We start from the raw sequence: 25134 nt of genomic DNA on the forward strand, positions 1-25134 counted from the left end.
CCGCTCGACGCCGATTGCTGCAGGAGCGGGAGGCCCGGGCTCACGAGGTGCCAGCAGCAGCGCATGCGTGACGCAGAGGACCGCCATGATCGCCGCGAGCGCGTCGAGCCGGTCGTGACCCGACCGTGATTCGCCCGTCACGACGTCATGGGCTCGCTGCGGTACGGGAGCCGCGGCTGTGCGAGGCCTTCCTCGAGTACGCGCAGGCACGCGGCTTCGTGATCGACGTCGCGCGGGTGCGCAGGCCGCAGGACAAGGCGCGAGTCGAGCGAGCGGTCCGCGACGTCCGTGACGACTGCTTCGGCGGTGAACGGATCCGCGACCTCGCGGCCGCACGGGAGCGTGCCGAGCGATGGTGCCGGGACGAATACGGCGTGCACCGCCACAGTACCACCGGTCGGATGCCGCGCGAGCACTTTCTCAATGTCGAGGTGCCGGTGCTGCTGCCGGCGCCCGAGCAGCCCTACGACGTGCCGCGGTGGTGCACGCCGAAGGTCGCGCGCGATCACTTCGTCCAGGTCGAGCGCGCACTGTACTCGATGCCCACGCGGCTGATCGGTCGCACGCTGCAGGCTCGAGTCGATCGAAGCAGCGTCCGCTTCTACGATCGGAGCACGCTGATCCGGATCTGTCGGCGGCTGCCGCCCGGCGGCCGCAGCATCAACCCTGAGGACTTCCCGAAGGAGAAACGAGCCTACGCAATGCGTGATATCGAATTCTTGCAGAAGCAGGCCGACGAGCTCGGCCCCAACATCGGCGCGTACGTACGGCGACTGCTGTCCGGCCCGCTGCCTTGGACCAGCATGCGCACCGTCCACGGCGTGCGTGGCCTCGCCGAGCGCCACGGCGTCGCCGTCGTCGATCGCTGCTGCGGCATCGCAATCGCGGCCGACATGCTGAGCCTGAAGCGGCTCCGCGCCATGGTCGAGCGCGACGTGAAGCCCCAACCCATCCCCCTCGACCGGCCGACGCCGCCGGCGAGATTCCTCCGACCCGCGCAGATCTACGCGCTCTCGGCCAACACCAAGCATGGAGAACCGTCATGATCGATACCATCTCACCTGACCTGAAGGCCATCCTCAAGCGACTCAAACTCAGCCCCCTGCTATCGACGCTGCCCGACCGGCTCGCCCTCGCACGCCAGCAGAAGGTCCCGCACCAGGACTTCCTGCTGACGCTGCTCACCGACGAGGTCAGCCGCCGGGACAGCATCTCCGCCCAGCTCCGCGGCCAGAAAGCGCGTCTCGATCCCGAGCACCAGCTCGAGGGATGGGACAGCACCACTCGGGTCCACTTCGATCAAGAGCTGTGGGCCGAGCTCTGCTCGCTGCGTTTCGTCGAGGCTCGCGCTCACGTCGCGCTCGTCGGCCCCGTCGGTGTCGGCAAGACCTTCCTCGCGCACGCCCTGGGCAACGCCGCCTGCCGCCGTCAATACAGTGTCCTCGCCTACCGCTGTGATCGATTGCTCAAGAACCTCCGCCACGCTCGACTCGACGGCTCCTACGACGCCGAGCTGCGCAAGATCCTCGCCGTCGACGTGCTGATCCTCGACGACTTCGGCCTCGACGCGATGGACGCGACCGAGAGCCGCGACGCCTACGAGATCTTCACCGAGCGTCACCGCCACGGCTCGATCATCGTCACCTCGAACCGTGGCCCTGACGAATGGCTCGCAGTCTTCGCCGACCCCGTCCGCGCCCAGGCAGCGATCGATCGCTTCACCAGCAACGCCTACGACCTCGTCATCGAAGGCGAGTCGTACCGAAGCCGCCAGAAACCCTCGCTCACCCGTCCGCCGAAAACTGGATCCCGCTCGCGCACGCGAGCATGATCCCCCTCGTCACGCAGGATGGACCAGAGGGGGAAAGGTCGTGAGAAGGCCGGGGTCCCATGCTGGTGAAAACCGACAACCGGATCCACGGGCCTCGTGTATCCTCCCGGGATGCAGTCGCGTCCTTCGCTCTCGCTCCTCCTCTCGCTCGCCGTCGCGTCTTGCGGAGGCGACCCCAACCAGGATGACGGAGCGACCTCGACCGGTAGCACGGGCGAGCCCGGCACGACGACCACCGACGCGAGCGAGCCGACCGGCAGCACCACCGACGCCCCGACCGGCGGCACCACCGGCGACGCGCACGTCGTCCCCGAGTTCGGCGGGACCTTCACCGTCATCGGCACCGCCGACGACGGCCTGCACGCGGTCCGCGACCTCGAGTTCAACCCGGCCGCCCCCGAGCAGCTGTGGACGTTCAACATGCTGAGCCACGGCGTCGTGATCTACTTCGATCCAGGCGCGCCGCAGCAGACCTCGGAGGAGCGGATCGACGCGTACGGGCAGCACTTCATGGCGTACGTCTCGTCGGCCGCGTTCGGCGATCTGGACACGTTCGCGACCTGCCAGGAGTCGCGCAACGAGTGGAACGTCGGGCCGCAAGATCCGGACGACTTCATGGGCCCGGCGCTGTGGCCGGCCGACCTGGACATCTTCGCCAAGGTCGGCCAGGAGTTCCCGCCCAACGGACAGGAGGGCAGCCACCTCGACATGCTGCACCAGAGCCCGCTGTGCATGGGCATCGCCCACGAGGCCGGCAACGCGTTCTGGGCCTTCGACGGCATGCACGGCAACATCGTCCGCTACGACTTCCAGGCCGACCACGGGCCCGGCGGCGGCGACCACTCCGACGGCATCATCACGCGCTACATCGACGTCACGGTGACCCGCCTCGGCAACATCCCCGGGCACATGGAGTTCGACCACGCGACCGGGATGCTGTACATCGTCGACACCGGCGCCGGACGGCTCCTGCGCCTCGACACCGCCACCGGCACGAACATCGGCACGCTCCCCGGCGACTGGGACGGGGCCGAGTACACGGGCGTCGAGGGTGCCGACGTGCAGGTCCTCGTCGAGGGCCTCGACGAGCCCTCGGGCCTGGCGCTGCACGAGGGTCGGCTGTTCGTGTCCGAGCACGGGACCGGCGACATCGTCGCGTTCGACCTCGACGGCCAGGAGATCGATCGCATGACCACCCCGGCCGATCGCATCATGGGGATCACGATCGGCCCGGCGGGCGACCTGTGGTACGCCGACGCCGGCGCCGACGAGATCGTCCGCGTCGACGAGTGAGCGGCCTGGCGACGCGCGCCGCGGTGGGCGTCGACGTCGTGCCGCGAGCGCCGCGGGCGGCGGAGGTCCATGCTTGATGAGCATGTCGAGCTTCGACGCCTGGCGGGCCCGACTCCCGCGGCTCACGGGGACGCGGGCGATCGTGCGGATCGCCGCGTTGCGCCCGCGCGACGCCGACTACGTCGTCCTCGAGGTCGACCCCGGCGCGGTCTCGGGCTCGCTCCTTCGGCTGTTCGCGCCGGAGACGTGCTTGCTCGCGGCGGCCGCTGCCGGCCCGAACCTGGGGCGCGAGCTCGCCGATCGCCTCGGCGGCGACGCGACCTCGCAGGCCCTGTGCCGGCTCCTCGCGGGGCCGTTTCCTCCCGAGCGCCCGCTCTGTCCCTCGACGACCGGTGGCGCGAGCGGCTCCGTCCGCTGGCGCTCGGCCGCCCGGGTGACCGGGTCGACCACGGGCTGTTTCCCTCTCGCGCGACCAAGCTGGCGCGGCTGCTGCTCGCCGCCGCCGGGGACTACCCGGCCGACGAGGTGCTCCTCGCAGCGCGTGGAGCCTACGCCCACGGGCGCCCCTATCACGCTCACGACGCGCTCGCGTGCGCGCTGGTATGCGCGGGGGCGCCGGCCCGCGCGCTGCTGCGTGAGCGCTTGCGAGACACCCGGGCGGTCCGGGGCTGGCGCTCGCGGCGGCAGACCCATACGCTGGGGCGATGGGCGCGGGCTTTTGGATATATGTCCGAAGAGCCAGGTTGACGTCGCGGCCGCCCGGCCTGAACTCCAGGCCGACCGACGCGGCTCATGCGCTGACTTTATCCGCGGTATGCGGCGAGAGACTCGCGTGTCCGCAGGAGCAGCGCCAGGATGCGCTGCTCCTGGCGAACATCGGGCCCAAGCAGTCGATTGAGGTGCATGTGGACCACGCACCCAAGGACGTCGTCGCGGCTTCGTCCGAGCTGCCCTCGCTCGACCATGCTCCGCAACGACCGCGCGGTCGGGACGAGCGCCACGCTCCGCTCCCTCAGGACCTCCAGGGCCGGGCTCGCGTCGCCGCCGGAGACGGCGAACATCGTGCGGTCGAGGAGCGGACGAAGTTGCGACTGGCAGCGCCGGTACTCGTCCCGGCCGACATCGCGGAACGGGAGCGCTCGACGGCACCAGGTCAGCCGGGCCGGCTCGTCGAGGCCGAGGGCTGCGAGCAGATCGTCGACCGTGAGGAGCGCCAGCTTCTCCAGATCGACCGGCAGCTGCCTGGCCCGCTCGAGCGCGAGCAGACCCACCACGGTCCGGCTGTCGGCCGCAAAAATGTCCTCTGCCAGCGACACGCCGGCCGGACCGCCGTATCGTTCGACCTCGCGGTCGTAGGTGTCGAACGAGAGACGAGCGCACAACCCCCGCTCGACCAGGCTCGCGGCCCAGCGACACACCGCCGGGTACAGCCCGTCGGTAGTACCGTGGAACCGTACCCGCAGATGTGGCTCGGGATCGGCGTAGCGGATGAAGAACCACCTGGCCGCCAGCCCTCGGTTCACCAGGTCCTCGGCAAACTCGGCCAGGTGCCCCGTCAAAATATCATTCTGAAAGCAGGCAGGCCCGTACAGCTTTGCAAACAGCCAATCGCTCCCGGGCGGCCGGACCCGGGCCTGCTGACCGCCGGCATCAGCCGCGGGGATCGCTTGGGCTCGAGCCTTCCCGACGGGGTCCTTCGCCACCAGCGATGCGACGAACTCGCTCGCGTAGCGTCCGCTTGGCCCCGGCAGCCAGATCTGGTCCAGGTCGGGCAACACCTCTTGCAGCACGAGGCGCTCCCTGCGGCCCGGCTCGCTCAGCGAGCCCGCGAGCAAGGCGGCCTGCGCAGGGTCGTCGAGGTCGACGAGGAGGCGGTTGTCGCCGGTCGCGTCCAACACATGGCGAGGCAATTGCCAGTGCTCGCGGAGCACACCCAGCGCCTCCGCGCTGCTCCCGCGCCAGCGCTCGTCGAGGATGGCGCCGACGCGCCACTCTGCAGGTCGCAGCACCAGCCTGCCCGACTGGACTCGCGGTAGGAAGGGGAAGCTGCGCGCGGGCCCCCAGTCGAACGCGCTCATGCACGCTCGTCCGTCGTTGCTGACTTCACAGAGGAAACGCGCCACAGTCGGTCCCTGCAGCTGGTTCAGCAGGTGCCCGGCGCAGCCGGCGATGTCACCGCCGATCGCCGGCCACCGGACGTAGAAGCGGCCGTCTCTCACGCCTACGAGCAGCTCGTCCGGCGCAATGGCGACGCTCTCCGCCCGCCCGGGAGCCACACCGTCGAATCGTATCTCGTGGCCGCGGAGCGCCGGACGGACGGCGACATTGGCGAATCGAGCCTTCGCGGGCTGATAGTACACCTCGGCCCGGACGCGCGGGTCGACCGCGTCCTCGGCGTGGTACACCTCGCCGATCGCGGCGAGCCCCGCGGGCCCGAGTAGATCCGCGAATCGGCCGAGCGTACGGCCGGCCCCCGCGACCCCGACGCTCGGAGCGACGATCACCTGAAACTCGCCGGCATCCAGCGCAGCTGGCGAACGAGCGGCCACCGAGACGAACAGATCGAGAGAGGTCGGTAGCTCGCCCGCTCTCGGAGTCCAGGTGGCGAGCTCCGTCAGCGACGCTTCGTCGAGTTCGACCGCGCGTCGGCGCTCGCGCAGGGCGGTGAGCGCCACGGCGAGGAGCCGCTCCTGGCGCTTCTCGAAGCGCGGCGGCTCCGCCGGTGGAGGCGGTCCGAGCCCGAGGTCCGGATCGAGCAGCTCGAGGAGCGGGACCTCGCGGTGTTCGCCGTAGCGCTGCTCGAACTTTCGCCGATAGTCCTGCAAATACGCCGGACCGTGGGGTTGCGGGGTCAAACGCAGCAAGATCTCGGCCGCCCGCACGACCTCCTCGCCGACCCGACGCGAGATCGACCGCCCTGCGAGCGGCAACGCCAGGTCGACCTGGAACGCGTGCTCGGCGACGAACAATGCTGCGGCCCGCCGGTCCAACCGCCTCAACGCATCGCCGGACGCGGCGCCGGCGTGTCGATCCCAGGCCGCTGTATCGGCGAGCAGCGACCCGATCGCTCGCTCTTCCGCCCTCGCCGTGGGGATCGCGGCGAGCCGGCGGACGACATGCGCCGCGGGGTCTCCGGAGCATGGAGGGCGAAGGTCGGTGAGCAAGAACTTCTGCGCCAAGAGCTCGTCCAGGAATTGCTCGATGCGCTCGCGGGGCGCGTCGTGAGCGCGCTGGATCTGCTCCACGAGCTCGCAGTAGGGCACCGGCGCCCGGGACAGGCGGAGCGCGAGCCGGACGGGTCCGGACGCCCGGATGGAGATGCGGCGGGTGTCCGGAGCGAGCGAGCCGCCATCGCAGAGAAATACTCGTTCGCCTGCGAACCATGCCAGTGGATTCGCCGTGACCCGCAAATACGCGAGGACCTCTCGCCGACGCTCGAGCCGATCCACGACCCCGTATAGCCACTCCATGTCCGGGCGGGTGCGAAGGATCGGTGGGGAATCGCCCAGCGCGAGGTCGGTCCGCTCACCCCAACGCGCCAGCGCGACCCCCGAAAACAGGCCGTAGGGCGTCGGCCGGGTGGACATGCGGATCAGGTACGCGAGGAGCTTCTGTCGCGCCGCTCTCCCCTTCCGCGGCGCCAGGACATCGCTGGCGAGCGCCGCATGGAGCTTCGGCGAGGCGATCGCCAGCGCGTCTCGTACCCAGTCACGATCCGCGACCATCGTCCTGCGCCCGGGGGGACTCGCCCACTGGGCAGCACGATCCAGCGAATCGGGCGGACCCGCCGGCGAACCCGCGAGGGCTTGATAGTCCTCGATCGAACAGACAGGGGTCCGTACGAGGACGAACGGCAAGAGTCGGTAGAAAGAGCCCGTCGCTGGGTCAGCGGATTCGGCCTTGTCTTGAGTCATACAATGGAGCGAGCTCAGCTCAGGAGAAACGCCCGGTCCCAGGTCGGTTCGATCGCGCAGGCCGCGGCGAGCAGCACCGAGGCGACGCCCGCCGCGCCCTCGAGCAGCCCGGGATGATCGGTGCGAACGTCACCTGTCTCGACGTTCTGGAAGCCGAGCAAGCTCCCGGGCGCGTGGCAGGCGACCAGCTGATCGAAGAGCCGCTGGACTTCCGCGTGGAGATCCTCGCTCCCGCTGTCGTGAGCGAATCGCATGACGATCTGCAGCAGCCCTGCGAGGCCGTGACAAAGAGTCGGCGAATCGACGCCGCGCGCCGGCGCCGGACGGCGGCAGAAGGCCCTCATCGCCTCGAGCGCCGCCGAGCAGTACGTGCGCTCCTCCAGGGCCTCGCCCGCCAGCCAGAGCGCTCGTGCGACGCCGGGGCTGCCGTAGCACCACGCATTACGACAGGGCGTCGTCGGCACGCCCGGGAGCAGCGGGACGGCCATCGGCCAGCTGTCGCCCCAGGCGTCTTCGACGCGGCTTGCCAGGAGCCACTCCGAGAGCGCTCGGATCGCCGCTGCCGACCCGTCGACACGGACGCCAGCGCGAAACGTCAGGGCCAGGGCGGCCAGCAAGCCAGGCCCCCCGTGTGCCAGGCCGCAATTGAGGTTTCCTCCCGGGAAGTGCGCCCGCATGGTCTCGTCCATGAAATCGGGCAGGGTGCGCCACAGCGGCCCGACATCATCCGCCCCGACGAGCGCGACCAATGCTCGCGCCACGGCGATCAAGGCCTCGCGCGCCGGTTGGTCGTCCGTGCGGCAGAGCAGGTAGCCCACCATACCACTCAGGCCGGAGATGATATCGAAGTCGCTGGTATGGAGCCGGCCGCGGCGCCGCTGGCAGAGCTCCGCGGCGGCGGCGATCTGCGGCAGCAGCGACGACTCCACGGACGCGAGCATGCGCTGATAACGGCTGCCGCGCGCCAGAAATTGGGTGCAGAAGGCGAGGCCGGAGGCTCCATGATGGAGGCCGAGCGGCACGAACTCGAGAGCGCTCGTCCCCTGAGCGGCGGCGGTGAGATGGACGTGCGCGACCCGATCCCAGGACTCTCCCGGGAAGCACGCGTCCATCCAGCCGTGGAACAGCGCGAGGCCGACATCACCCCGAGCCAGGTCGCACGGCATCCACTGATTGTGCTGCGGCAGGTCGCTCTGCGATCGGGTCCTGGCTCGAGCTTCCGCGACCTGCTCGGGTCGCCGCAGGCGCTCGGCGACGTCCCGCGCCAGCGCCCGCGCCGTCGCGGCGCGGGCGCTGTCGAGGAAGACCGGCCATGGCCGCTCAGTCGCGCTCAACAGCAGCATTGCGAGACGGGGGGGTTGCTCGCGCAGCCGGTGCAGGTCCCTCCGCAAGGGGTGGCGCAGCTCTGGTTCCCCGGCTGGCTCCCGCAGCCGCCGCTCGCGTGGACCTCATGGTTCGGGTCGGGCGGGGGGGGCAGCTTGATCCGGATGTCGAGGTCGAATTCGTCGTCGAATCTGGTGTTCTTGAAGATTCTCATGGCTTCCTCCGGCTCAATCCCACAGCGTGAAGGCAAAGGCGATGTTGGCGAAGAGGCCGATTCCTCGCCGGTGTTCGGCCGAGGACAGGACGCTCACCTGCTCCGCCGAGGGGCCGGACCACAGCGCCCTGCCGGCCGGCCCGGCGTGCTCCTCGAACGCCAGGATGGCGCGGTCGAGCCGATCCTCGAAGTCAGGGTCCTCCGCGGCGCGGCACTCGGTCTCCAGCACCAACTGACTGAAGAATCGCGGTCCCAGCTCCTCGAGCCTGGCCTGGAGGTGCTGGATCGCCAGGTCGACCCGCTCCCCGGTCAGCCAGCTGGAGACGTGCGGGAGGCTCTCTTCGAGCGAGAACCAGCCGTTGCGCAGGACGTGGAGCGCGCGCGCGTAGACGACGGCGAGGTAGCTCTTGACGGGCGTGTAGCCCGGCAGGCGCCAGTGATTGGCGATGACCAGGTGGAGGTCGGAGACGGGTTGGCTCGCGAACTCGGCGAGGACATCGTAGAGCCTGGTGAAGCGCGGGTCGTCGTGGATGACGGCCTCGACCATCCGGGCGATCTGCCGGAACGTCCCGTGCGCCTCTGCCTCGGTTCGGCCGTAGCGAAACACCACCTCGGGGGCGGTGATCGGAACGAGCCATTTATAGACGTGCAGGCTCACCGGGTCCAGCATCTGAGCGTTGCGAAGGCGCTTCATCTGGCTGCGGCTGAACTGCGACGATAAGCTCCGCAAGGGGGCCGTCACCGTCTCATCCAGACCGTGGCCCATGATCGATTTACTCTGTCTTTCGTGCATCGTGCTCCCTCCCGGGCCGTCCGTCGGACTGCCTCTACCGACCCTCGACCCCCCATGTCGGATAATACTGATGCTTAAATCCCAAACGCGTGTCAAGCCACGCCGCCAATTCGCACCGGACGTTGTTTATCCTCGCGGCCGAGGCCTTGGCCCGACAGAGCGGCGTCCTACGCATTCCCCGGATGCGGCTCGGGGGGGTAACGGCCCACACGCTTATGAGCGATGGACGCTGTGCGAGAGTGCGCATGAATCGAGCATGTCGGCTCGATCGGGGCGCGAGGGGCAGGCCGCCGAGGAGCGCCATTTCGGCTTACCATGATCATACTCGCCGGATAAACGCGAGCGAGCAACCCATCTGGTTCCATGTGTATTCGCAGCTCTCGCCGCTCAGCGGGGAGGGAGCGTCCGCGGGACCGATCCGAGCAGCGAGAGATTGGCGCGAAGAGGCGCATCGTCTCGCCGAGCCCTACGCGCGCGGAGCACCGGCGTCGGGGCACGATATCGCACGGTCGTGAGTATTGACTCGCGCTCTCCGACCCGCATATGCTGAGCTTCGGCCTGGTTCCTGGTCGGAGATGGTAATGTGTCCATGATGAGGATAGACAGGGCGCAGCAAGACCAGTTCGCGGCGGAGGCGACGAGCCGGTTTCCGGAGCGACTCCGGTCATTCCTCTCTGGCAGGTTCCGCGAGCACGCAGGCGCGCTCGCGGGGCCCGCGGGGCTCGAGCTCGTCAATGGGCGGATCGTCGAGGCGCGGACGCGCGGGTTCGTCGGGGAGCGAGACATTGCCCGGTATGTGACGCTGGGGTTCGTCCTCGGTGAGGGGTTTGTGGCGGAGCCGTGGGCGAGGGCGGTATTCGCCGATTCGGCGATCCGCACACCGACCGAGCGGATCGAGACGTTGTGGCGGACGGCCGAGCATCGCGAGCTCGACGACGCCGCCGGATCGACGGCGCGGGCCATGAGCGCCCCCGAGAAGAGGTAGCGATGTCGCTCGAGAAATGGAGGCGATTGCACGAGCTCGAGCAGGCGATCCGCGAGGAATTCGCGGACACGGGCTGTCCGACGGCGAGGTGTCCGGCGGGTCCGCGCGTGCACCTGGTCTTCTGCCATTTCGGGGCCCTCGTGGAGCCGGACAGGTCGCTCGATTCCTGGCGATTCGCTACCATCGATGCATACAAGGCGGCAGCGCCGAAGCCGCGCGAGGCGAGGGTCGCCGCGGACTTCCTCGCGGCGCACTTCCTGTGGGTGCGGGCGCGAGACGTTCGGCTGGACGAGCTCCCGAAGCTCGAGCAACCGGTCGCGCCCGCCGCGGCCGACGGCGGTACTCTCGTGCATTTCCAGGACGCCAGCTTCGATCGAACAGAGGTCAAGGCGAAGGTGGGGGCACCCGCGAGGATCGATGACTTCGCGCTTGTCTATCGCTCCTCGCAGGGTTCGAGCGCCGGGCAGGGGAGTGGGGCGACTGCCGGGGCCGTGGCAGGGGCCGGGGCGGCGGCAGGAGTGGCCTCGGGAGCGGCGACAGGCGCGGGGGGAGCTGCGGCAGGGGCGGCGACCGGAGCTGCGGTTGGGACATGCACCGGGGGCGCTGCGGCAGGCGCGGGGACGGGCGCGGCGGCAGGGGCGGCAGGAGCGGCGGCCGGGACGGGCGCGGCGGGAGCGGCGGCAGGAGCGGCGGCCGGGACGGGCGCGGCGGGAGCGGCGGCAGGGGCGGCGGCCGGGACGGGCGCGGCGGGTGCGGTGGCAGGAGCGGCGGCCGGGACGGGCGCGGCAGGGGCGGCGGGGACGGGCGCGGCAGGGGAGGACGCGACCGGCATTCCCCGGCGCAGGCGGCTCTGCCTGTCCGTGCCGGGCAGCGCGGGCGAACACAAGGACGTGGACGTCGCCGGGGCGACGGTCGAGGCTTCGCTTCTGTACCCCGTTCCCACGCAACACAACGAGCTCCGCCTGTTGAGCGTATCGCCCGGTTTCCAGTTCGAGGTCGGCGGAACGGCCGTCGGCGCGACCGATCCGTGGACGGAATCGACGCGCGCGTTCACGGTCGCGCAACGGGGCCAGCGGCTCGAGGAGAGGAGCTCGTCGACCTACGTCGGGAAGGTCGTGTCCTCGCAGTGGGGAGTCGGCATAGCGAAGTACGCGAGCGAGGGGACCGACACGACCGAGCTCGCCAATCGCCACGCCTGCGACCTCGGCGATTCGCGGGTCAAGGTCTTCAAGGCCTTGAGAAACGTCGAGGGCGGGTGCGAGAGCGTGGCGACATACGACGGCCCCAAGATCTCCTGGGGCATCAATCAATGGACTTTGCCGTCGGTGACGGGCGAGCTCTGGCAGATCCTGGCGTTCATCTACGATTTCTACCCCGAGGCGTTCGCCCGGCGCTTCAGCTACTACGGCATCGGTCTCTGGTTCGCCAGCCGCGCTGCCACGTGGACCGCGCACGGAACGTACCGCGATGTCCTCGTGTATCGCCTGCCCTGTTGCGGTCCGCAGACCCGCGCGGCGATCGACGCGGTGTTCGCCGCAGGCGGGGCGGCGGCTGGTGCGACTGCGGAGGCGCAGGCGCAGACGAGCGACACTCCGCCCGCGCCGATGAGGGGCATCGCCCAGGCGCTCCGGCTCACCCGTCGCGCGACGACCAGCATCGCCATGTGCCATGTGTTCACGACCGCCGGCGCGGATGAGGACATCCAGAAGGCGCAGGCGCAGTGGATGAGCTACCGGATCTCGTCGACGAGGCCGGTCGGCAAGACGATCGGCGACGTGATCGATCTCTTTCTGAGGAGTCTCGGCTCGAACATGAGCGCGACCGCCCGCCTAAACACGGCAGTCGCGTCCCTGGGAGACGAGTATTCGCCGGAGCAGGTCCAATCGCTGCTGGGGGAGACGTTCTCCGACGACGGCGCGAGCGGCGGTTGGATCGACTGGCCGACGCGCTGTCGAGACGCCGGAAAGTCGACCTAGGCCCCGACGAGGCCCTTGCGTCCTCACCCGCCCCGGCGGGCGGCGGCCGACCAGACCTCCAAGGACGCGCTCGTACGTGCGGACTCGAAGAGGATGGCATCCAACTCTTGCATGAAACTCGCGCGCTGCTCGGCCGTCATCACCTTCGTGAAGGTTCGAAGGACCCGCGGGTCGTAGAAGCGGAAGAACCATGGCCTCGGCTCGCCCTCGACCTCGACCTTGAGGAATTTGCGGAAGTGGTGCCGCACCTTGTCGAAGCCGGCGCCGCTCTCCGCGTAAATGCCCCAGGCGTCGCCCCAACCTTCGAGGACGAGGCGCTCCAGCAGCCACGAGCTCGGCTGCAGGTGCACGAGGTAGGGGGCGATGTCATCGAAGGCGCGGCCCTGTTCGCCGTCGTAGAGGGAGGCGTAGGGGTCGATGCTCTCCTCGACGAGCTGGAGGGCGCGGTCGGAGCGGGCGGCATCGATGATGGCGTAGAGGTTGCCGCCATCGCAGCGGCGCTCGAGCTCGGCGAGGGCTTCGAGGGCGGCGGCGGAGGGGGTGATGGGCTCGGGCGGCGGGGTGCGGTCCTCGACGAGGAAGCGGTAGGTCGTGCGGGCGGCGGCCATCCAGCCGCGGTTGGCCATCTCGCCGTACCAGGCAGACTCACCGTTGATAGAGAGGCGGTGCGAGCCTTCGGCCTGGACGTGGGCGCTGACGCCGTCCCAGATGATCTGAAAGTGCGGGGAACCGGCGGGGTCTCCGTGGACGACGAAGTCGGCGCGAGCGCTGCCGACTCTGCGCGGGACGCCGAGGTCGAGGACCAGTTTTCGGTAGGTCTCGCGCCCTGACCATACCTGCAAGACCCCCCGGCGGCGCACCGGCGGGCCGGAGGGCAATTGCGGGTAGCGGCGAAATGTGTAGTCGATCTCCTCGAGCTGATCGGCGTACTCGGGGTCGACCTCTTCGAGGTTGCGAGCTGCGAGCGGGCCGAGGGTGGTGCGCAGGCGCTCGTCCTCGTGAGGCACGCGGCCGTGCTTGGTCTGCTCGGCGATGAATTCGAGCTGGGCCTCGATCTGCCGCAGCAGCGGCCAGCGGGAGGGGTCGAGCGCCCGGGTGCGTCGGCGGGCCTCGGCGAGCACCTCGGCGAAGGCGTCGCGCGACAGAATCCGCATCAGGTCGGCCATGGTGTACGCCTCAGACGTTGCGGCTGGAGACGTGGAAGGTCCGCGGGACGTACACCTGCATGCCGCCGCCCTCGCACGGGATCTGCTCGCCGGGATCGGTGGCGGTCTCAGCGAAGGTCCAGGTGTCGATCACGGAGGCGGCGATGCTCTTGAGGGCGAACGCGGGGGCCTCGCCGAACTCGACGGTGCGCCTGTCTCTTGGGACACGTGTACCGTTCGGCCCGGGGACGATCGAGGAGGTGCCGAGCTGTTCGGGCGTCAGATCCGGGTCGAACGCGAAGTATTCGCCGTTTTTGCCGCCAGGATAGCCGCGCTGGTGGAGGACCTGAGCGGCGATGGCGATCACCTCGACGGGCTGCGACAGGTCGATCGCGCGGATATGAGAGGTCAGCTTGCTCGGCTTGAATTTCTCGCCGGCGTGGGCGGCGTAGAACTGATAGGCGACGGCGATTCTGGCGGCGACCCGCTCCGTGTCGAGACCGTCGTTCAGGTTGGGCTGGGCGGCGAGTTCCTGCTTGTTGAGCAGTGAGCTCGAGAGCAGGTCCCGACCGAGCTCGGCGCCGGGCGGGGGCGTCTCGTCGTCGAGGGTTGCAGTGTCGGGAGCGGGTGGCTCTGCCGAGTCGTCTTTCTCGTCGAACTGACGGCGCTTGCGCTCGCACTCCTCGCACAGCGGAACACCTCGTTTGGCGGCAGAGCGGAAGGTGAAGGCCTGGGTGGAGTCGCCGATCACGACCGTCGGGCAGCCGGCGGCGATCAGGTCGCCGGAGATGTGAGAGCCCGGATCGGACCTGCGGGCGGCGGGTCGGCCGTTGATCACCACGGTCGAAGAGCCCTGCTTGATCCGGTCGGCCGCGCCGAGCGGGAAGCAGACCACGCTGTCGCCCTCGCGAGCGGCGGGCAAGAAGCCGATGATCACATTGGCGCTGCCGCTGAAAATCGGACCGCCGACGTGCGGGACGGGGCCCGGCTCGACCTTTGGGCACACATGGAAGTCGCTGATCCGAGCGGCGTCGGGCATAAACGCCGCCATCCTATCACATGCCGGATCCATTGGGTCGGGTCGAGGTCGCGCGGCGCGGAGGCGAACATGTGCGGCGCCAGGGCCCACGAGGTATTCGGGCGGTCGATGGACAACCAGGGCGGCCGCGTATATGGTCGACAACAACCCGGTGTGTCGACCTCGTTTTCTCCCCAAATAGGCGAGCGGTTCGCCGGCCGCTACGAGCTCAAATCGCCGCTGCGGGCCGACGGCGCGCTGCAGGCATTCCTGGCGTTCGACCACCATGCGGGCCTCGATGTCGCGCTGCTGTTGTTCGATTCGGCTTGCGCTCACCCGATCGCGTGGAGCGCGTTCGCGCGGATCGTCGGGGCAGCGACGGCCGCCAAAATCGCGGGCCTGGTGCTGCCGCAGGGGGTCGCTCCCACGCCGCCTGTGCCGCCGTTCTGCCTGGCCGAGCCGCTGGCGCTCCGCGGATTCGACCGATTGCGCGATCAAGGGCCGATGCCGTGGCAGCGCGCCTTGACTCTCGGCGAGCGGGCGACGGAGATCCTGCAAGCGGCGCACGCAGCGACGGGCGTCGCGCACCGCGTTCTGACGCCGTCGCGCTGCGCAGTGACGATGCGCGACGATGTCAGGGTGCTCGACTTCGGAGTGGCGGAGCTGGAGCTGGGACGCCCGGAGGGGGCAGGCTATCGGGCGCCGGAGCAGCAGCAGGGCGGCGGCGATGCACGCAGCGACGTGTACACGCTCGCGGTGATCCTGTTCGAGCTGATCTCGGGCCAGAAGTCGGCCGGAAAGCCTCCTCCGCGCCTCCGCTCGCTCGTCGCGGTACCGCGGCCGGTCGACGAATTCATGGCGAAGGCGCTGTCGCAGGATTCAGCGCAGAGGCCCGATCTCGGGGCGATGCGCGCGTCGCTTCGGGAACTGCTGGGTGTCGCCGCGGCACCGGCCGAGCCGACGCTTCCGCCCGGACCCAAACCCGGGGCCAGCCCGGTCTCAATCATCTCGGCGCCGCCGGAGGCGAGCGTGGTGTCGCCGGCGACGGCGCCGGAGAGATCGAAATCCGCGGTCGGGCCAGGGCCGGCTCCGACAATCGAGAAGGCTTCGCCGGCACGGCCACCTGCTCTCTCCGCGCTGTCACTGTCATCTCCGTCGCCGCCCAAACCGGAGGTCGTTTCGCCGCGGCCCCGTCAAGCAGCTGCGCAGTCGGATGGCCTGCCGAGCCTGCCGGAGCTTCAAGAGTCCGATGGGCCGGGTTTGATGGTTCATGGCCTGGAGGACAGGACGGAGAAGCTGGATGCGCGGCGCTATCCGGCACCTGCGGCCGACGACAGGACGGAGGTCCTCGCAGCCGTCTCGCTCCGGGCTCCGGCGGTCGCCGACAGGACGGAGGCCCTCGCCGCCGCCTCCCTTCCGAAGCGGGAAGATCCCGAGCGGACCGAGATGGTGAGGCTGGACGTCCCAACTGTTCAAGATGAGGAGACGACGGCGTTCAGAAGACCCCTCAAGGGTTTGCTCGCGGCGCTTGCGTCATCCAAGGCGAGTGCCGCGGACCCGGTTGCCACGCCGCTCGCGGTCACGGGCGACGATGCACCGACAGAGAAGAGCGTCAAACTGCTGTCCCTGGCCGACAGGACGCGGCTGTCGTCGTCCGAACCACCGGCGGCGACGGTTGCGTCTCGGCCGAATGCGGAGGTTCGGCCGTCGCCCGAGCCGGCGCGTCCGGTGGACGTCACGTCTCGGCCGGCTCCGGAGGCCCTGTCGGGGTCTCCCGAACCGGCGGGCCTGAAATCGTTCGAGGTTCAGCCTGCCGCGGAGGATCGGCCCGCACCCGGCGATCAGGACGAGGCGACGACGGTGTTCACGCCGGTCCAGGTGCCGGCGAGCCCGAAGCCGGCGGTGGATCCGCTGAAGAAGGCGTTGATCTGGATCAACGTCGTGTGCTTCGCGGCGTTTCTGCTCGCAATGCTGTGGCTGCTGATCGCCTGAGTTCGCGGCCGGCGTCAGCCTCCGACGAAGACGTCGCGCGGCGGTCGTCCGCCATGTGCCGAGACATCGCTTCATTTCGGCGGAGGAAAGTTCGCCGCCGGCATGCTCTGATCATCCCCGAACACGAGGAGCGGCGCATTGAGTCGCCTGCGATACGCCCACAAGTAGACGTCGGTGGAGCGGTCGTCGATTCTCACGTATCTGTCCTTGTTGGTCGAGAAGTAGGCGTACCCCGTCTGGCCGTACACGGTCACTCGCTGCGAGGCGGCGAGCACCTGCGCCGGTGACCACCCGCGCCCGCCGACGATCCCCGAATTGCAGCTGTGCAGGTGAAGGCTGGCATCCGTCGCCCAGTTGAGGCGCTGCAGGCTCTGCAACTCGACGCGGTTCGTGGTGCCGTCGTTCCCGCCGCCGGCTTCGAACTCCAGGCCGTCCTGGCGGTCGCCCTTGGAAGCGTGGCTGAAGATCCGGCCTTCCTTGATGACGTGATAGGGCTCCTTGCTTATCGTCAAAATCTGGGTCCACGCGGTCTTGAAGTCCGTCTCGGTCGAGACGGCGATCGGCGGGATGAATCGGTCCCGCCCCGCGAGGAATTCCGGCGATGCCTTGACGGCGCGCTCCCACGTCGCGGCGGCGCGCTCGAACGCACGGTCGCCTACCACGAAGAATATGGCGAAGTAGACATAGATCGGGCGAATATCTCGAATGATGACCCGGACATTTGAATAGTAAGAGCTGTTTGTGTATGTCTCGGCGCCGTCGTAGGTCGTCCGAGTCTCGAGCCGTCCATACTTGCGGATCTCCCGTTCGAGCTCGGCGAGTTTGTCCCTGCTGCCAGCCTTGACGGCCGGGTACACGTCGCTGCGATCCTCGACGCCGTTCAGTTTCTTGACTCCTCGCTCCTCCCATCCGGGACCCGGGCACAGACATCCTTCAAGATCCCCCGGAACGTTTCCCGAGTGGATGTTGACCATGGAGCGCTCACCGAAGCTCTGGTCGGCCAGATCCTGGCTGAGCTGTACGAGCCGGTACGGGCCTTTTGTCCCTGGATTCTTGATAAGGGAGTAGGTGCCCGCCAGCACCCGCTGATCACTGCCAGCCACCAGACTGGACGGACCTGCGGCTTCGAGCATGACACCGGTGACGAGTGGCGTGGAATCGCCGACCTTGAGTAGTTCGAACTCCGCGATCGTGCCGCCCTGCCTTGCATTCGTCCCTTGCGCCTGGGGGTTCTTCGGCCACTCCTTGATCCGCTGAATGATGAGGGTGAGCTCGACCGGACACGTCTCCGAGGTCGTAGCGACGGGATCGTCGGCGTTCGGGTGCTGGCGCGCCTCTCGCGTCGCAGCGGCGAGTGCGGGGGCCTTGCCCGCAGCCGTCGCGTGTTTGCCGTCGTCGCTCATGGCGCAGCTCCACCGGGTTCCGCCTCGAGCGCCCGCAAGAAAGCCACCGCAGGCTGACAGAGGGGATCGTCGACGAAGCGGGGGCCGAACAGCCACCCGAGCAGCAAGTGACGGTCGCTGGCTCGCCCGCGCAGCCTCAGTCGTTCCCCGTCGATGCGAGCGAGCTCGAGGAAGCGAGCGAATTGCGGAGTGCCCATGAACCCGGCTCGCGCCGGCGTCAACGTTCGGAGCACGCGCTCGAGCGCGTCGGGCTGGACTGCCAGGCGCTGTTCGCCGGCGATCACGGCCTCCTCGAAGCCTGCCAGCGAATCTTCGCTGAAGAACCCGGAACCGACGGCCGCTTCCAGGTTCTCGGCGAACGTGCCAATATTGCAGTGGAGCGCTCCGTCGACGTCGTCCGAGTCGAGCCGCCCGTGAAACAGCCACGCGCAGCGTGGATCGTCGAACACGAACAGGCCGCACACGCACGCGCACGCGAGGTAGATCAGGAGCTCGCTGCGGCAGGTGATCGCGTGTTCGTGACCGAGCCGACAGGCGAGGTGCACCGCCTCGCGAATGTCGTTCGAAGTCGTGCGACGCAGGCGCGATTCGAAGTGTCGCCGCAGAAATTGCTCGGCCTCTTCGGCGAACTCGTCCAGCGAGACTCGCCGTAAGGCGTGGAGTTGATTTCCGCTGATCGAGATCATGGGCGCGGCGGGGGTTATGGGTGGGATGAGGGCCAGGTCGCCCTTGGCACCTTCACGTGTCGGTCATGTCGAGCAGTCCCCCGGAACGATCCCCTCGCTATCGATCGCCGCGAAGACTGCCCCCAGCGCGAGATCGATAGTGCCCGGGCTCATGGCATCCACCGCCTGGCCGGTTCCGCCGGCCGTGGCCAACTCGTTCGCGAACAATTTGCCGCTGGCTTCACCCAGAGTGATGACATGGGTCATCACGTTTTCATTCATATAGAGATCCCCCGCCGTGATCGACGGGTTCTGGTTCGCGGGTCCGGGCGATTGGGTGCCCGATGGGTCCGTCCACTGGCCGTCGGTGATGAGTATGATGCGATAATAGGGCGCCGCGTTCTTGTTCTCGATGAACTCCGCTCGCTGGGCTTGAATGAGGCCGCGGGCGCGATCGAGCGCCCCCTTCGTCCAGGTGCCGATACCGACCAAACTCCCGTTGATCGGCGGTGGCAGCGACGTGATGAGCGCCGCCAAGTTCTCGTGCTGGCATTGGAGGTAAGCGCCCCCTTCAGTCCACGAGAGATCGATCTTCTGTCCGTCCATGATGCCAGAGCTGTCATTCTGGATCAATGTTCCCGCCATCTGGACGTTGGGATCGTGGCCGTACCGAAGGAAGGCCACGTTGATGCGCTGGGCGAGGGCGGGTTGCGTCGTGAGAAAATCCGTGATCGCCCCCGTGATCGCAGAATAGCGAGTCTCGTTCGGGCCCCACATGGAGTTCATGGATGTCGAGTAGTCGAGGACGAAGAGCACGTTCGGGCGGGCGAAGCTGCAATCTCCGCACTGGCTCTTCTCACAGGTGGGCCAGCAGTCGTCGGCGAAGAGGTCGTTTCCATCGTCGCACGCCTCCGGCGGCTCGACTTCGCCGTTCCCACAGCCGGCCTCGGGCTGCGTGGTCGTCCCGGGCCCCGTGGTAGAGCTCGTGCCGCTCGGGTCTGCGGTGGTCTCCGGCCCAGTCGTGGAGGTCGTGCTGCTCGAGGAGTCGGCCGGGTTCCCCGAAGTGGGGGAACCTGTGAGCGTGGTGCTCGACGCGTCCGAAGACCACGTGCCGCCAGGGGGCGCGGTGTTCGTCGATGTCATCACACCGGACGAGCTCATCGCGCTCGTGCCCGCCGGGTCTGGCGCTGCCGTCGTGGTATCGGTGCTCGGCGCAGAGTGGGTCGACACCGAGGGGTTGAAGAAGCACGCCGATTCCACGAGAGAGAGCAGGGGGAGGGCGATCAAGGGCCTTCGGTCCGGCTTCGCAACGCGCCCATGCCAGTTTTCGATCCGTGGGGGATTCACAGAGAGAGCTCCTGCCGAAGTCGGATTTTCGGCTCGAAGCGGGCCTGCTTCACGGCGTTGGCGAGGCACGCTCCGAGCGGGGTATCACTGGAAGGTGTAGCGCGCAGGACGGTGCCGTCGCTGCCGACCACGTATTCGATGGTGAGCTGGGGCTGGCCGACGGCATTGTGCTGCTTGCGGCAGGCGCGGCTCCGCTCCTTGATCCCGGCGATCGGGTCGGCCTGCGCCGTTGATTCGGCCTTCGGCGTCGTGGGGGCTGGCACCTGCTTCCGCGTCCCCGCGCCCCGCTTCGGTTTCGCCTTCAGGAGCTCCTCTCTCGTCGCCTGCTCGCCCTCCGCGGCGCCCGGGTCGACGCTATTTTCCGGCTCCAAAGGAGAGGGGACGGGCGGCGAGGGCTCGGTTTCGGCGGCGACTGGTTCGGCTGCCGTGAAAGGGGGGCTGTGCTTCGGGAGCTCGGGAGCGCGGGGCGAGAGTTGCGCGGTGGTCGACGCGGTGGGCGGCGGGCTCGTGCGATCCGGGTTCGCCTGCGTCGTCGTGCCGGGCGTGGCGTTCCCCGGAGTGACCAGCCAGATTGCGAGGGCGAAGAAACCCGCGAGGCTCGCTCCCTGCACGATCAGGGGCCAGATCTGCCTCGTGCGACCCAGTGAATGCTCGCCCTGAACGGGCGCGATCCTGACGGGCGCGAGGGCCGGCTCGGTGGCGATTGCGCTGAGTAGATTCTGCGCAGTGGCCTCGTCGAGCGCCCCCTCGCTCGCTGCGGGAGACGGTTTGCTCGGGGAAATCGGCGCCAGCCCGGGCGTCTCGAGCGACTCGGCAGGAATCCTCGGGCGCGGCATGGACGCTGTCGTGGACAGCGATAGTTCCTCCTCGTGCGCTCTTTCTCCGTCGGGCCGCGGCGCCGAGGCCGAGGATGAGGCCGCGGCCGCAGGGGGGCCAACCGCCTTGCGGGTCCCGTCGAGCCCGGCCTCGGCCAGCGCGAGGCCGGGCAGCGAAATCCCCTCGGTTGCGAGCAACCGGACGAGCTTTTGCTCGATCTCCTCCATGGAGGCATGGCGATCGTCACGCTGTTTGGCCATCGCCTTGAGGACCAATTCATCGAGTTGCGGCGGGATCCCGGCAGCGGGGGCGAGCGACGACGGCGACGGGGCCGTCGAGGTGAGGTGCTGCATCGCCACCTGGAGCGCCTCGCCCCCGAACGGCGACCGTCCGGTCAGCATTTTGAACAGCAGTACCCCGAACGAGTAAATGTCGGAGCGGCGGTCCAGCGGCTCGTTGCGCACTTGCTCGGGAGACATGTATTTCGGCGTACCGAGGACGAGGCCGGTGGCCGTGAGTTCGGAACCCTGCTCGGGGCGGGCGATTCCGAAGTCGAGGAGCTTGACGATTTCGCCGCCGTCGCGAGTACGTGCGAGGAAGACGTTTTGCGTCTTGAGGTCGCGGTGGATCAGGCCGTTTTGGTGGACGACCCCGACCGCCCGGGCGATCTGGATCGCCCACATACACACCTCTCGCACGCTGTACGGGCGTTCGATCCGCGCGGTCAGCCGGGACTCGAGGTCCTCGCCGGCGAGCAGCTCCATGGTGAAGAACACGAAGCCGGATGGATCCTCGCCGAACGAATGAATGTCGACGATGTTCGGGTGCTCCAGCCGCGCGATTGTCTGCGCCTCGCGCAGGAAACGCTCGACCTGCGCGCGGTCCTCGGCGAATTCGGGTTTGAGTAGCTTTAACGCATAGCGCCGCCCCAGCCGCGTCTCCTCGGCGACATACACGCTGCCCATTCCTCCGCGGCCGAGGAGGCTCATGAGCCGGTAACGTCCTTCGAGGATAGACCCGAGCAGCGGGTCGTGCCGAGCCTGGGGCTTCATGACGAACGAGCATCCTACAATAGGACGCCCCGGTTTGACAATATGGGCGGACGGACGATGACGCGCCTGGTCAGGGAATATGCGCCATAGTGAGCCTTATGTCGTGGTCGATAGAATTGGCCGACGCTCTCCGCCCGTTCTGGGTCTACCGATTCGGGATCGAGAGCGCCGGCTCTTCGAGCCGAGCCGGACGCGCCAGGGCCGGCCCGCGGGTCGGTTCGCGCGCTTTCTGTGCGCCGGTTCGCCTCGATGAGCGCCTCGGTGGATGAATCGCGCGACAGTCTGACGCTCAGACGGTCCATGGCGGATTGGCATCGCTGATGCGCGTGATCGGGGCGTGTAATTTTTGCGGTCCGGCCGAGCGGACTGCATCGACGAATCGGCCGCCCGGTTCACAGTGATGGGGCGGAGAGCGGTATTGAGGTTCGGCGCCCAGGCGGCTGCTCCATCGCGCAAATTCGGTCCCGCGTCGAGGGCGATGGAGCGCGGCCGAGAGTCGATGGGTTGCGGGCGCCTGGACGTATAGTGGTTTGGGCCGTATCAGTGTCTTTGATACCTGCACTGCAGGTCGGCGATCGGCTCGCTGGCCGACACGAATACGCGGCGCCCCATCGCGGCGAGGTGCCCTTCGCCCGCGGGTTCGACCGGCTCCGCGACCGCCTCCGTGGGAATGTGCATTCGCGCTCGACGAGCGGGTCGTGATGATCCTGCATGAACGTTCACGCGGGCACAGGAGCGGCTCGCCGCGCTCGCTCCCGCTCGCTGTGCGGTCACGTCCGAGGGAGGATGTGAGGGGTTCGATTTCGGTAGAGCGGATACGGGGCCGGTCGTCGATGACGGAATACCGCGACCGGCCACGGAGCTTCCCGGTTGAACGGCACCTCAGCTGCATGGTCGCAATACCTGGAAAATCCTGGAGGGGAAAGCGAGCTCGATCTGAGCTTGAGCCCAGAATGAGGGCCGTGGTATATGGCTGAAATGAGCGAGCCTCGTGGCCGAGCAGGGCGTAGGGCAGGTTTCACCCGTCCAATCGCAGTAGCGCTCGTCGTTCTCGCCTGCTTGCGGCCCTCGTCGGCGGAAGGCCAGCCGGCTGACTCGACTCCAGCCGACCCTGCAGCTTTCGACCAGTTGTTTCTCCAGGGTGACCAGGAGTTCGGACGAGGCGACTATCTCAAGGCCGCGCGCACGTGGAGCAGGGCGGCGGAGCATCTCTCCATTGCAGATGCGGACAACCGGCAAGGGTTGTATGACTTCATCGCGAGCGCCTACGAACAAGCCGTAAGCAACGACGCAGGCCTGGCCGTCCTCGCCGAGGCCGTGCGCGTTCTTGATGCATACGCGATAGGATTCTCCATGGCGCATCCAGAGTTGTCCCTCGCTCTCAAGGGAAGAAGCGCGCATGGCAAGCTCCGGGCTCGTTTGGCAGAATTGAACCGCGAACCACTGCCCGCCCCTGGCCCCGACCCGGTCCCACGGGCAGGCCCCCCCGAGGGCCCTGTCCGTGATGCGCCCATGACCCCGCCCTCGCCTCCGGAGCAGGCCCCATGGGAAGGTCTGGCGATCGGAGGGGGCGTCACCGCGAGCCTCGGCTTCGCCATGCTCGGCGTGTTCGTCGGGGGATACATTCGTACCAAGGAAATTGAGCGGAAGGTCTCCGAGCTGGATTGCTCGGTGTCCATCTGCCCGGAGCTCTACGAGAGGGGACGGAAGGCCGACACCGCTGCGGTGTTCGGTTTGATCGGAGCGCCGCTGTTCGTCGCGGCGGGCACGACCATGCTAGGGATAGCAATGGCCCGGCGCAAAGCATCGAAGCATGCCCTTGTGCCCGTGCTAAGCCCGGCCATGGCGGGGTTTGTCTGGCGGCACCAGTTTTAGCGAGGGCGTGTCGGGATGTCTTCGGGGTAGAGAACGACCGAGCGGGGGGCGTCTCCGGCGCGGCGAGGGCGTCGCGCGAGCGGAGCGCTCAGGGGGCGGTCGGTGAGAGCGGGCGGAGCGAGTCGAGGAAGCGTGTCCCGATCCGGCGGGTCTCTTCGTCGTTCGGGCCGATGGCGAAGAGGTGGATCATGCGCCCGCCGAGGATCACGCAGCGATCCTCCTCCCACCCGCCGTTCGGCAGCGTCGCCGATGGCGGGGCGAACCCCGTGACCGCGACGGCCTCCTGGCCGGCGAGCACGAGCTTGCGGGGCGCCTCGGACACGTACTTCGAGCCCTGGAACGGCGCGAGGCAGTCGGTCTTCAGCATCGCCTCGACGGGGACGCCGTCCGTCGAGAGCAGCTCGTACGAGGAGACTTGCAGCTGCCCGCGCGACTTGCGATCGAAGACGACGCGCTCGACAGCGGTCATCGTCACCAGGGTGAGCTGCTGCTCGAGGGTGACTGTCGGCGTGCCGGGGAGCTCGACGGCGATGCCGGCCCTGTACGACTCGAAGGGCTGCCAGACCGGGGCTGGATCCTGGCAGGCGAGCGACGCGAGCAGGGGCACCAGCGCGAGCGAAGAGCTTGAACGAGCGGCCATCGGCGCCCGATTGTACGTCGCCGTCGAGCGGCCTGCACGCCTCGCCGACGCTTCCGGGCGGGCCCGAGCCGGCCTCGGACGCGGCGACGCCCGGCCGTGAATTGCTCCGCCCGCGAATGTCCACACTCCGGCGCCGCCTCGCGGCGGCCTCGCCTGCGGCGAAGATACCGCCACGAGCGAGCGGGCGACGACCTCGCCCGCCACCACCCCGAGATCGCAGCCAGGCGTCAGCGGGAGCTCGCGGGCAGCAAGGTCGCGGCGAAGTGCCGCACCAGCGCGCGGAAGGCCGCGTCGGTCGGCGCGACCTCGGGGGCCGCGCGCAGCAGGAGGCCCGTGCCGAGGTAGGTCGCCATCGCGGTGGCGGCCCACTGCCGCGCGCGCGCCGGCGGCTCGCCGAGCTCACGGTAGGCCTGCACGAGGAACTCGAGCCGACGCGCGGTCACGTGAGCCACCGCGCGGGCGACCTCCGGCTCGCTGGCGGCCGCGAGCGCCTGCTCGGCGCGCAGGTGCTCCGGTCGCTCCCAGGCGATCGCCACCAGCCGGCGCAGCCGCTCGGCCGGGTCGTCGACCTCCGCGAGCGCGGCGATCGGCGCGTCGACCGCGAGCTCCTCCCAGCGGGCGAGCGCCGCCGCGACCAGCTCGCGCCGGTCCTTGAAGTGCCAGTAGAAGCTGCCCTTGGTGACCCCGAGCGCGCGGGCGAGCGGCTCGACGGCGACCCCCGCGAGCCCGCGCTCGCCCAGCGCCGCGAGCGCTGCGTCGGCCCAGTCCTCTCGGGTCACGAGACGTCGTCCCCTGGTCGCGCCTTCCTGCACCGCTTGACAGTACGCAGGCGTATGGCACATACGCAAGCGT

At 68.7% G+C, this 25134-nt stretch carries 20 protein-coding genes; 7 read left to right on the top strand and 13 right to left on the bottom strand.

Going from position 1 to position 25134, the window contains the following annotated elements; genetic code table 11:
* Positions 1-125: 125 nt before the first annotated feature.
* The 3 genes from O0S08_RS10535 (at position 126) to O0S08_RS10545 (ending at position 3124) form a co-directional block, all read left to right on the top strand.
* On the top strand, positions 126-1046 hold the full coding sequence (locus tag O0S08_RS10535) for a Mu transposase domain-containing protein (protein WP_269038951.1): 921 nt from the start codon (positions 126-128) through the stop codon (positions 1044-1046).
* A complete protein-coding gene (istB, locus tag O0S08_RS10540) occupies positions 1043-1831 on the top strand; it encodes an IS21-like element helper ATPase IstB (RefSeq protein WP_269037240.1) in 789 nt (262 codons plus the stop codon). The genes O0S08_RS10535 and istB overlap by 4 nt, the downstream gene beginning before the upstream one ends.
* Before the next feature lie 111 nt (positions 1832-1942).
* Positions 1943-3124, top strand: a complete 1182-nt coding sequence (locus O0S08_RS10545) for an NHL repeat-containing protein (RefSeq protein WP_269038952.1) — start codon at positions 1943-1945, stop codon at positions 3122-3124.
* A gap of 803 nt (positions 3125-3927) precedes the next feature.
* Here the strand turns inward: O0S08_RS10545 and O0S08_RS10550 are convergent.
* From O0S08_RS10550 to O0S08_RS10565, 4 genes are all read right to left on the bottom strand, one after another.
* The gene (locus O0S08_RS10550) at positions 3928-6981 is read right to left on the bottom strand and encodes a thiopeptide-type bacteriocin biosynthesis protein (protein ID WP_269038953.1); all 3054 of its coding nucleotides are present in this window, start codon (positions 6979-6981) and stop codon (positions 3928-3930) included.
* A gap of 71 nt (positions 6982-7052) precedes the next feature.
* Positions 7053-8381, bottom strand: a complete 1329-nt coding sequence (locus O0S08_RS10555) for a lanthionine synthetase C family protein (RefSeq protein WP_308477871.1) — start codon at positions 8379-8381, stop codon at positions 7053-7055.
* Positions 8369-8575, bottom strand: a complete 207-nt coding sequence (locus tag O0S08_RS10560) for a hypothetical protein (RefSeq protein WP_269038954.1) — start codon at positions 8573-8575, stop codon at positions 8369-8371. Before O0S08_RS10560 ends, O0S08_RS10555 begins: the two co-directional genes overlap by 13 nt.
* Positions 8576-8588: 13 nt before the next feature.
* On the bottom strand, positions 8589-9341 hold the full coding sequence (locus O0S08_RS10565) for a hypothetical protein (RefSeq protein ID WP_269038955.1): 753 nt from the start codon (positions 9339-9341) through the stop codon (positions 8589-8591).
* Between the two features lie 616 nt (positions 9342-9957).
* Here O0S08_RS10565 and O0S08_RS10570 point away from each other — a divergent pair.
* Both O0S08_RS10570 and O0S08_RS10575 read left to right on the top strand, forming a co-directional pair.
* Complete coding sequence (locus O0S08_RS10570; RefSeq protein WP_269038956.1) at positions 9958-10353, top strand: hypothetical protein; 396 nt, start codon at positions 9958-9960, stop codon at positions 10351-10353.
* A 2-nt stretch (positions 10354-10355) separates the two neighbouring features.
* On the top strand, positions 10356-12329 hold the full coding sequence (locus tag O0S08_RS10575; protein ID WP_269038957.1) for a hypothetical protein: 1974 nt from the start codon (positions 10356-10358) through the stop codon (positions 12327-12329).
* A 23-nt stretch (positions 12330-12352) separates the two neighbouring features.
* Here O0S08_RS10575 and O0S08_RS10580 read toward each other — a convergent pair whose 3' ends face one another.
* Both O0S08_RS10580 and O0S08_RS10585 read right to left on the bottom strand, forming a co-directional pair.
* Positions 12353-13483, bottom strand: coding sequence for an immunity protein Tsi6 family protein (locus O0S08_RS10580; protein WP_269038958.1), 1131 nt, complete (start codon positions 13481-13483; stop codon positions 12353-12355).
* Between the two features lie 22 nt (positions 13484-13505).
* The gene (locus O0S08_RS10585; RefSeq protein WP_269038959.1) at positions 13506-14513 is read right to left on the bottom strand and encodes a PAAR domain-containing protein; all 1008 of its coding nucleotides are present in this window, start codon (positions 14511-14513) and stop codon (positions 13506-13508) included.
* A gap of 108 nt (positions 14514-14621) precedes the next feature.
* Here O0S08_RS10585 and O0S08_RS10590 point away from each other — a divergent pair, with 108 nt between their 5' ends.
* Positions 14622-16484 (top strand): serine/threonine protein kinase, encoded by a 1863-nt coding sequence (locus O0S08_RS10590; RefSeq protein WP_269038960.1) that lies wholly within the window; start codon positions 14622-14624, stop codon positions 16482-16484.
* A 71-nt stretch (positions 16485-16555) separates the two neighbouring features.
* Here the strand turns inward: O0S08_RS10590 and O0S08_RS10595 are convergent, their stop codons facing one another.
* The 5 genes from O0S08_RS10595 to O0S08_RS10615 form a co-directional block, all read right to left on the bottom strand.
* Entirely contained in the window at positions 16556-17887 is a 1332-nt protein-coding gene (locus O0S08_RS10595; protein WP_269038961.1) for a hypothetical protein, read from the bottom strand.
* Entirely contained in the window at positions 17884-18573 is a 690-nt protein-coding gene (locus O0S08_RS10600; protein ID WP_269038962.1) for a hypothetical protein, read from the bottom strand. Before O0S08_RS10600 ends, O0S08_RS10595 begins: the two co-directional genes overlap by 4 nt.
* A 63-nt stretch (positions 18574-18636) precedes the next feature.
* Positions 18637-19839, bottom strand: a complete 1203-nt coding sequence (locus O0S08_RS10605; RefSeq protein ID WP_269038963.1) for a hypothetical protein — start codon at positions 19837-19839, stop codon at positions 18637-18639.
* Between the two features lie 56 nt (positions 19840-19895).
* Positions 19896-21767 carry a serine/threonine-protein kinase gene (locus O0S08_RS10610; RefSeq protein WP_269038964.1) on the bottom strand — a complete coding sequence of 624 codons (1872 nt, stop codon included), beginning with the start codon at positions 21765-21767 and terminating at the stop codon, positions 19896-19898.
* Between the two features lie 540 nt (positions 21768-22307).
* Complete coding sequence (locus tag O0S08_RS10615; RefSeq protein WP_269038965.1) at positions 22308-22445, bottom strand: hypothetical protein; 138 nt, start codon at positions 22443-22445, stop codon at positions 22308-22310.
* Between the two features lie 300 nt (positions 22446-22745).
* On the opposite strand from O0S08_RS10615, the gene O0S08_RS10620 reads away from it, so the two are divergent.
* Complete coding sequence (locus O0S08_RS10620; protein ID WP_269038966.1) at positions 22746-23642, top strand: outer membrane protein assembly factor BamD; 897 nt, start codon at positions 22746-22748, stop codon at positions 23640-23642.
* An 88-nt stretch (positions 23643-23730) separates the two neighbouring features.
* Here the strand turns inward: O0S08_RS10620 and O0S08_RS10625 are convergent, their stop codons facing one another.
* Both O0S08_RS10625 and O0S08_RS10630 read right to left on the bottom strand, forming a co-directional pair.
* Positions 23731-24282: a hypothetical protein gene (locus O0S08_RS10625; protein ID WP_269038967.1), complete on the bottom strand. Its 552-nt coding sequence runs from the start codon at positions 24280-24282 to the stop codon at positions 23731-23733.
* A gap of 227 nt (positions 24283-24509) precedes the next feature.
* Positions 24510-25061, bottom strand: coding sequence for a TetR/AcrR family transcriptional regulator (locus tag O0S08_RS10630; protein WP_269038968.1), 552 nt, complete (start codon positions 25059-25061; stop codon positions 24510-24512).
* Between the last annotated feature and the right edge of the window lie 73 nt (positions 25062-25134).

The organism is Nannocystis punicea (assembly GCF_026965555.1).
GTDB lineage: Bacteria > Myxococcota_A > Polyangia > Nannocystales > Nannocystaceae > Nannocystis > Nannocystis punicea.

Coding starts and splice junctions, on each gene's coding strand:
- istB (WP_269037240.1), top strand. CDS start 1,043: ATGATCGATACCATCTCACCTGACCTGAAGGCCATCCTCAAGCGACTC.
- O0S08_RS10545 (WP_269038952.1), top strand. CDS start 1,943: ATGCAGTCGCGTCCTTCGCTCTCGCTCCTCCTCTCGCTCGCCGTCGCG.
- O0S08_RS10555 (WP_308477871.1), bottom strand. CDS start 8,381: ATGCTGCTGTTGAGCGCGACTGAGCGGCCATGGCCGGTCTTCCTCGAC.
- O0S08_RS10560 (WP_269038954.1), bottom strand. CDS start 8,575: ATGAGAATCTTCAAGAACACCAGATTCGACGACGAATTCGACCTCGAC.
- O0S08_RS10565 (WP_269038955.1), bottom strand. CDS start 9,341: ATGGGCCACGGTCTGGATGAGACGGTGACGGCCCCCTTGCGGAGCTTA.
- O0S08_RS10570 (WP_269038956.1), top strand. CDS start 9,958: ATGATGAGGATAGACAGGGCGCAGCAAGACCAGTTCGCGGCGGAGGCG.
- O0S08_RS10575 (WP_269038957.1), top strand. CDS start 10,356: ATGTCGCTCGAGAAATGGAGGCGATTGCACGAGCTCGAGCAGGCGATC.
- O0S08_RS10580 (WP_269038958.1), bottom strand. CDS start 13,483: ATGCGGATTCTGTCGCGCGACGCCTTCGCCGAGGTGCTCGCCGAGGCC.
- O0S08_RS10585 (WP_269038959.1), bottom strand. CDS start 14,513: ATGCCCGACGCCGCTCGGATCAGCGACTTCCATGTGTGCCCAAAGGTC.
- O0S08_RS10590 (WP_269038960.1), top strand. CDS start 14,622: ATGGACAACCAGGGCGGCCGCGTATATGGTCGACAACAACCCGGTGTG.
- O0S08_RS10595 (WP_269038961.1), bottom strand. CDS start 17,887: ATGAGCGACGACGGCAAACACGCGACGGCTGCGGGCAAGGCCCCCGCA.
- O0S08_RS10600 (WP_269038962.1), bottom strand. CDS start 18,573: ATGATCTCGATCAGCGGAAATCAACTCCACGCCTTACGGCGAGTCTCG.
- O0S08_RS10610 (WP_269038964.1), bottom strand. CDS start 21,767: ATGAAGCCCCAGGCTCGGCACGACCCGCTGCTCGGGTCTATCCTCGAA.
- O0S08_RS10615 (WP_269038965.1), bottom strand. CDS start 22,445: ATGCACATTCCCACGGAGGCGGTCGCGGAGCCGGTCGAACCCGCGGGC.
- O0S08_RS10620 (WP_269038966.1), top strand. CDS start 22,746: ATGAGCGAGCCTCGTGGCCGAGCAGGGCGTAGGGCAGGTTTCACCCGT.
- O0S08_RS10625 (WP_269038967.1), bottom strand. CDS start 24,282: ATGGCCGCTCGTTCAAGCTCTTCGCTCGCGCTGGTGCCCCTGCTCGCG.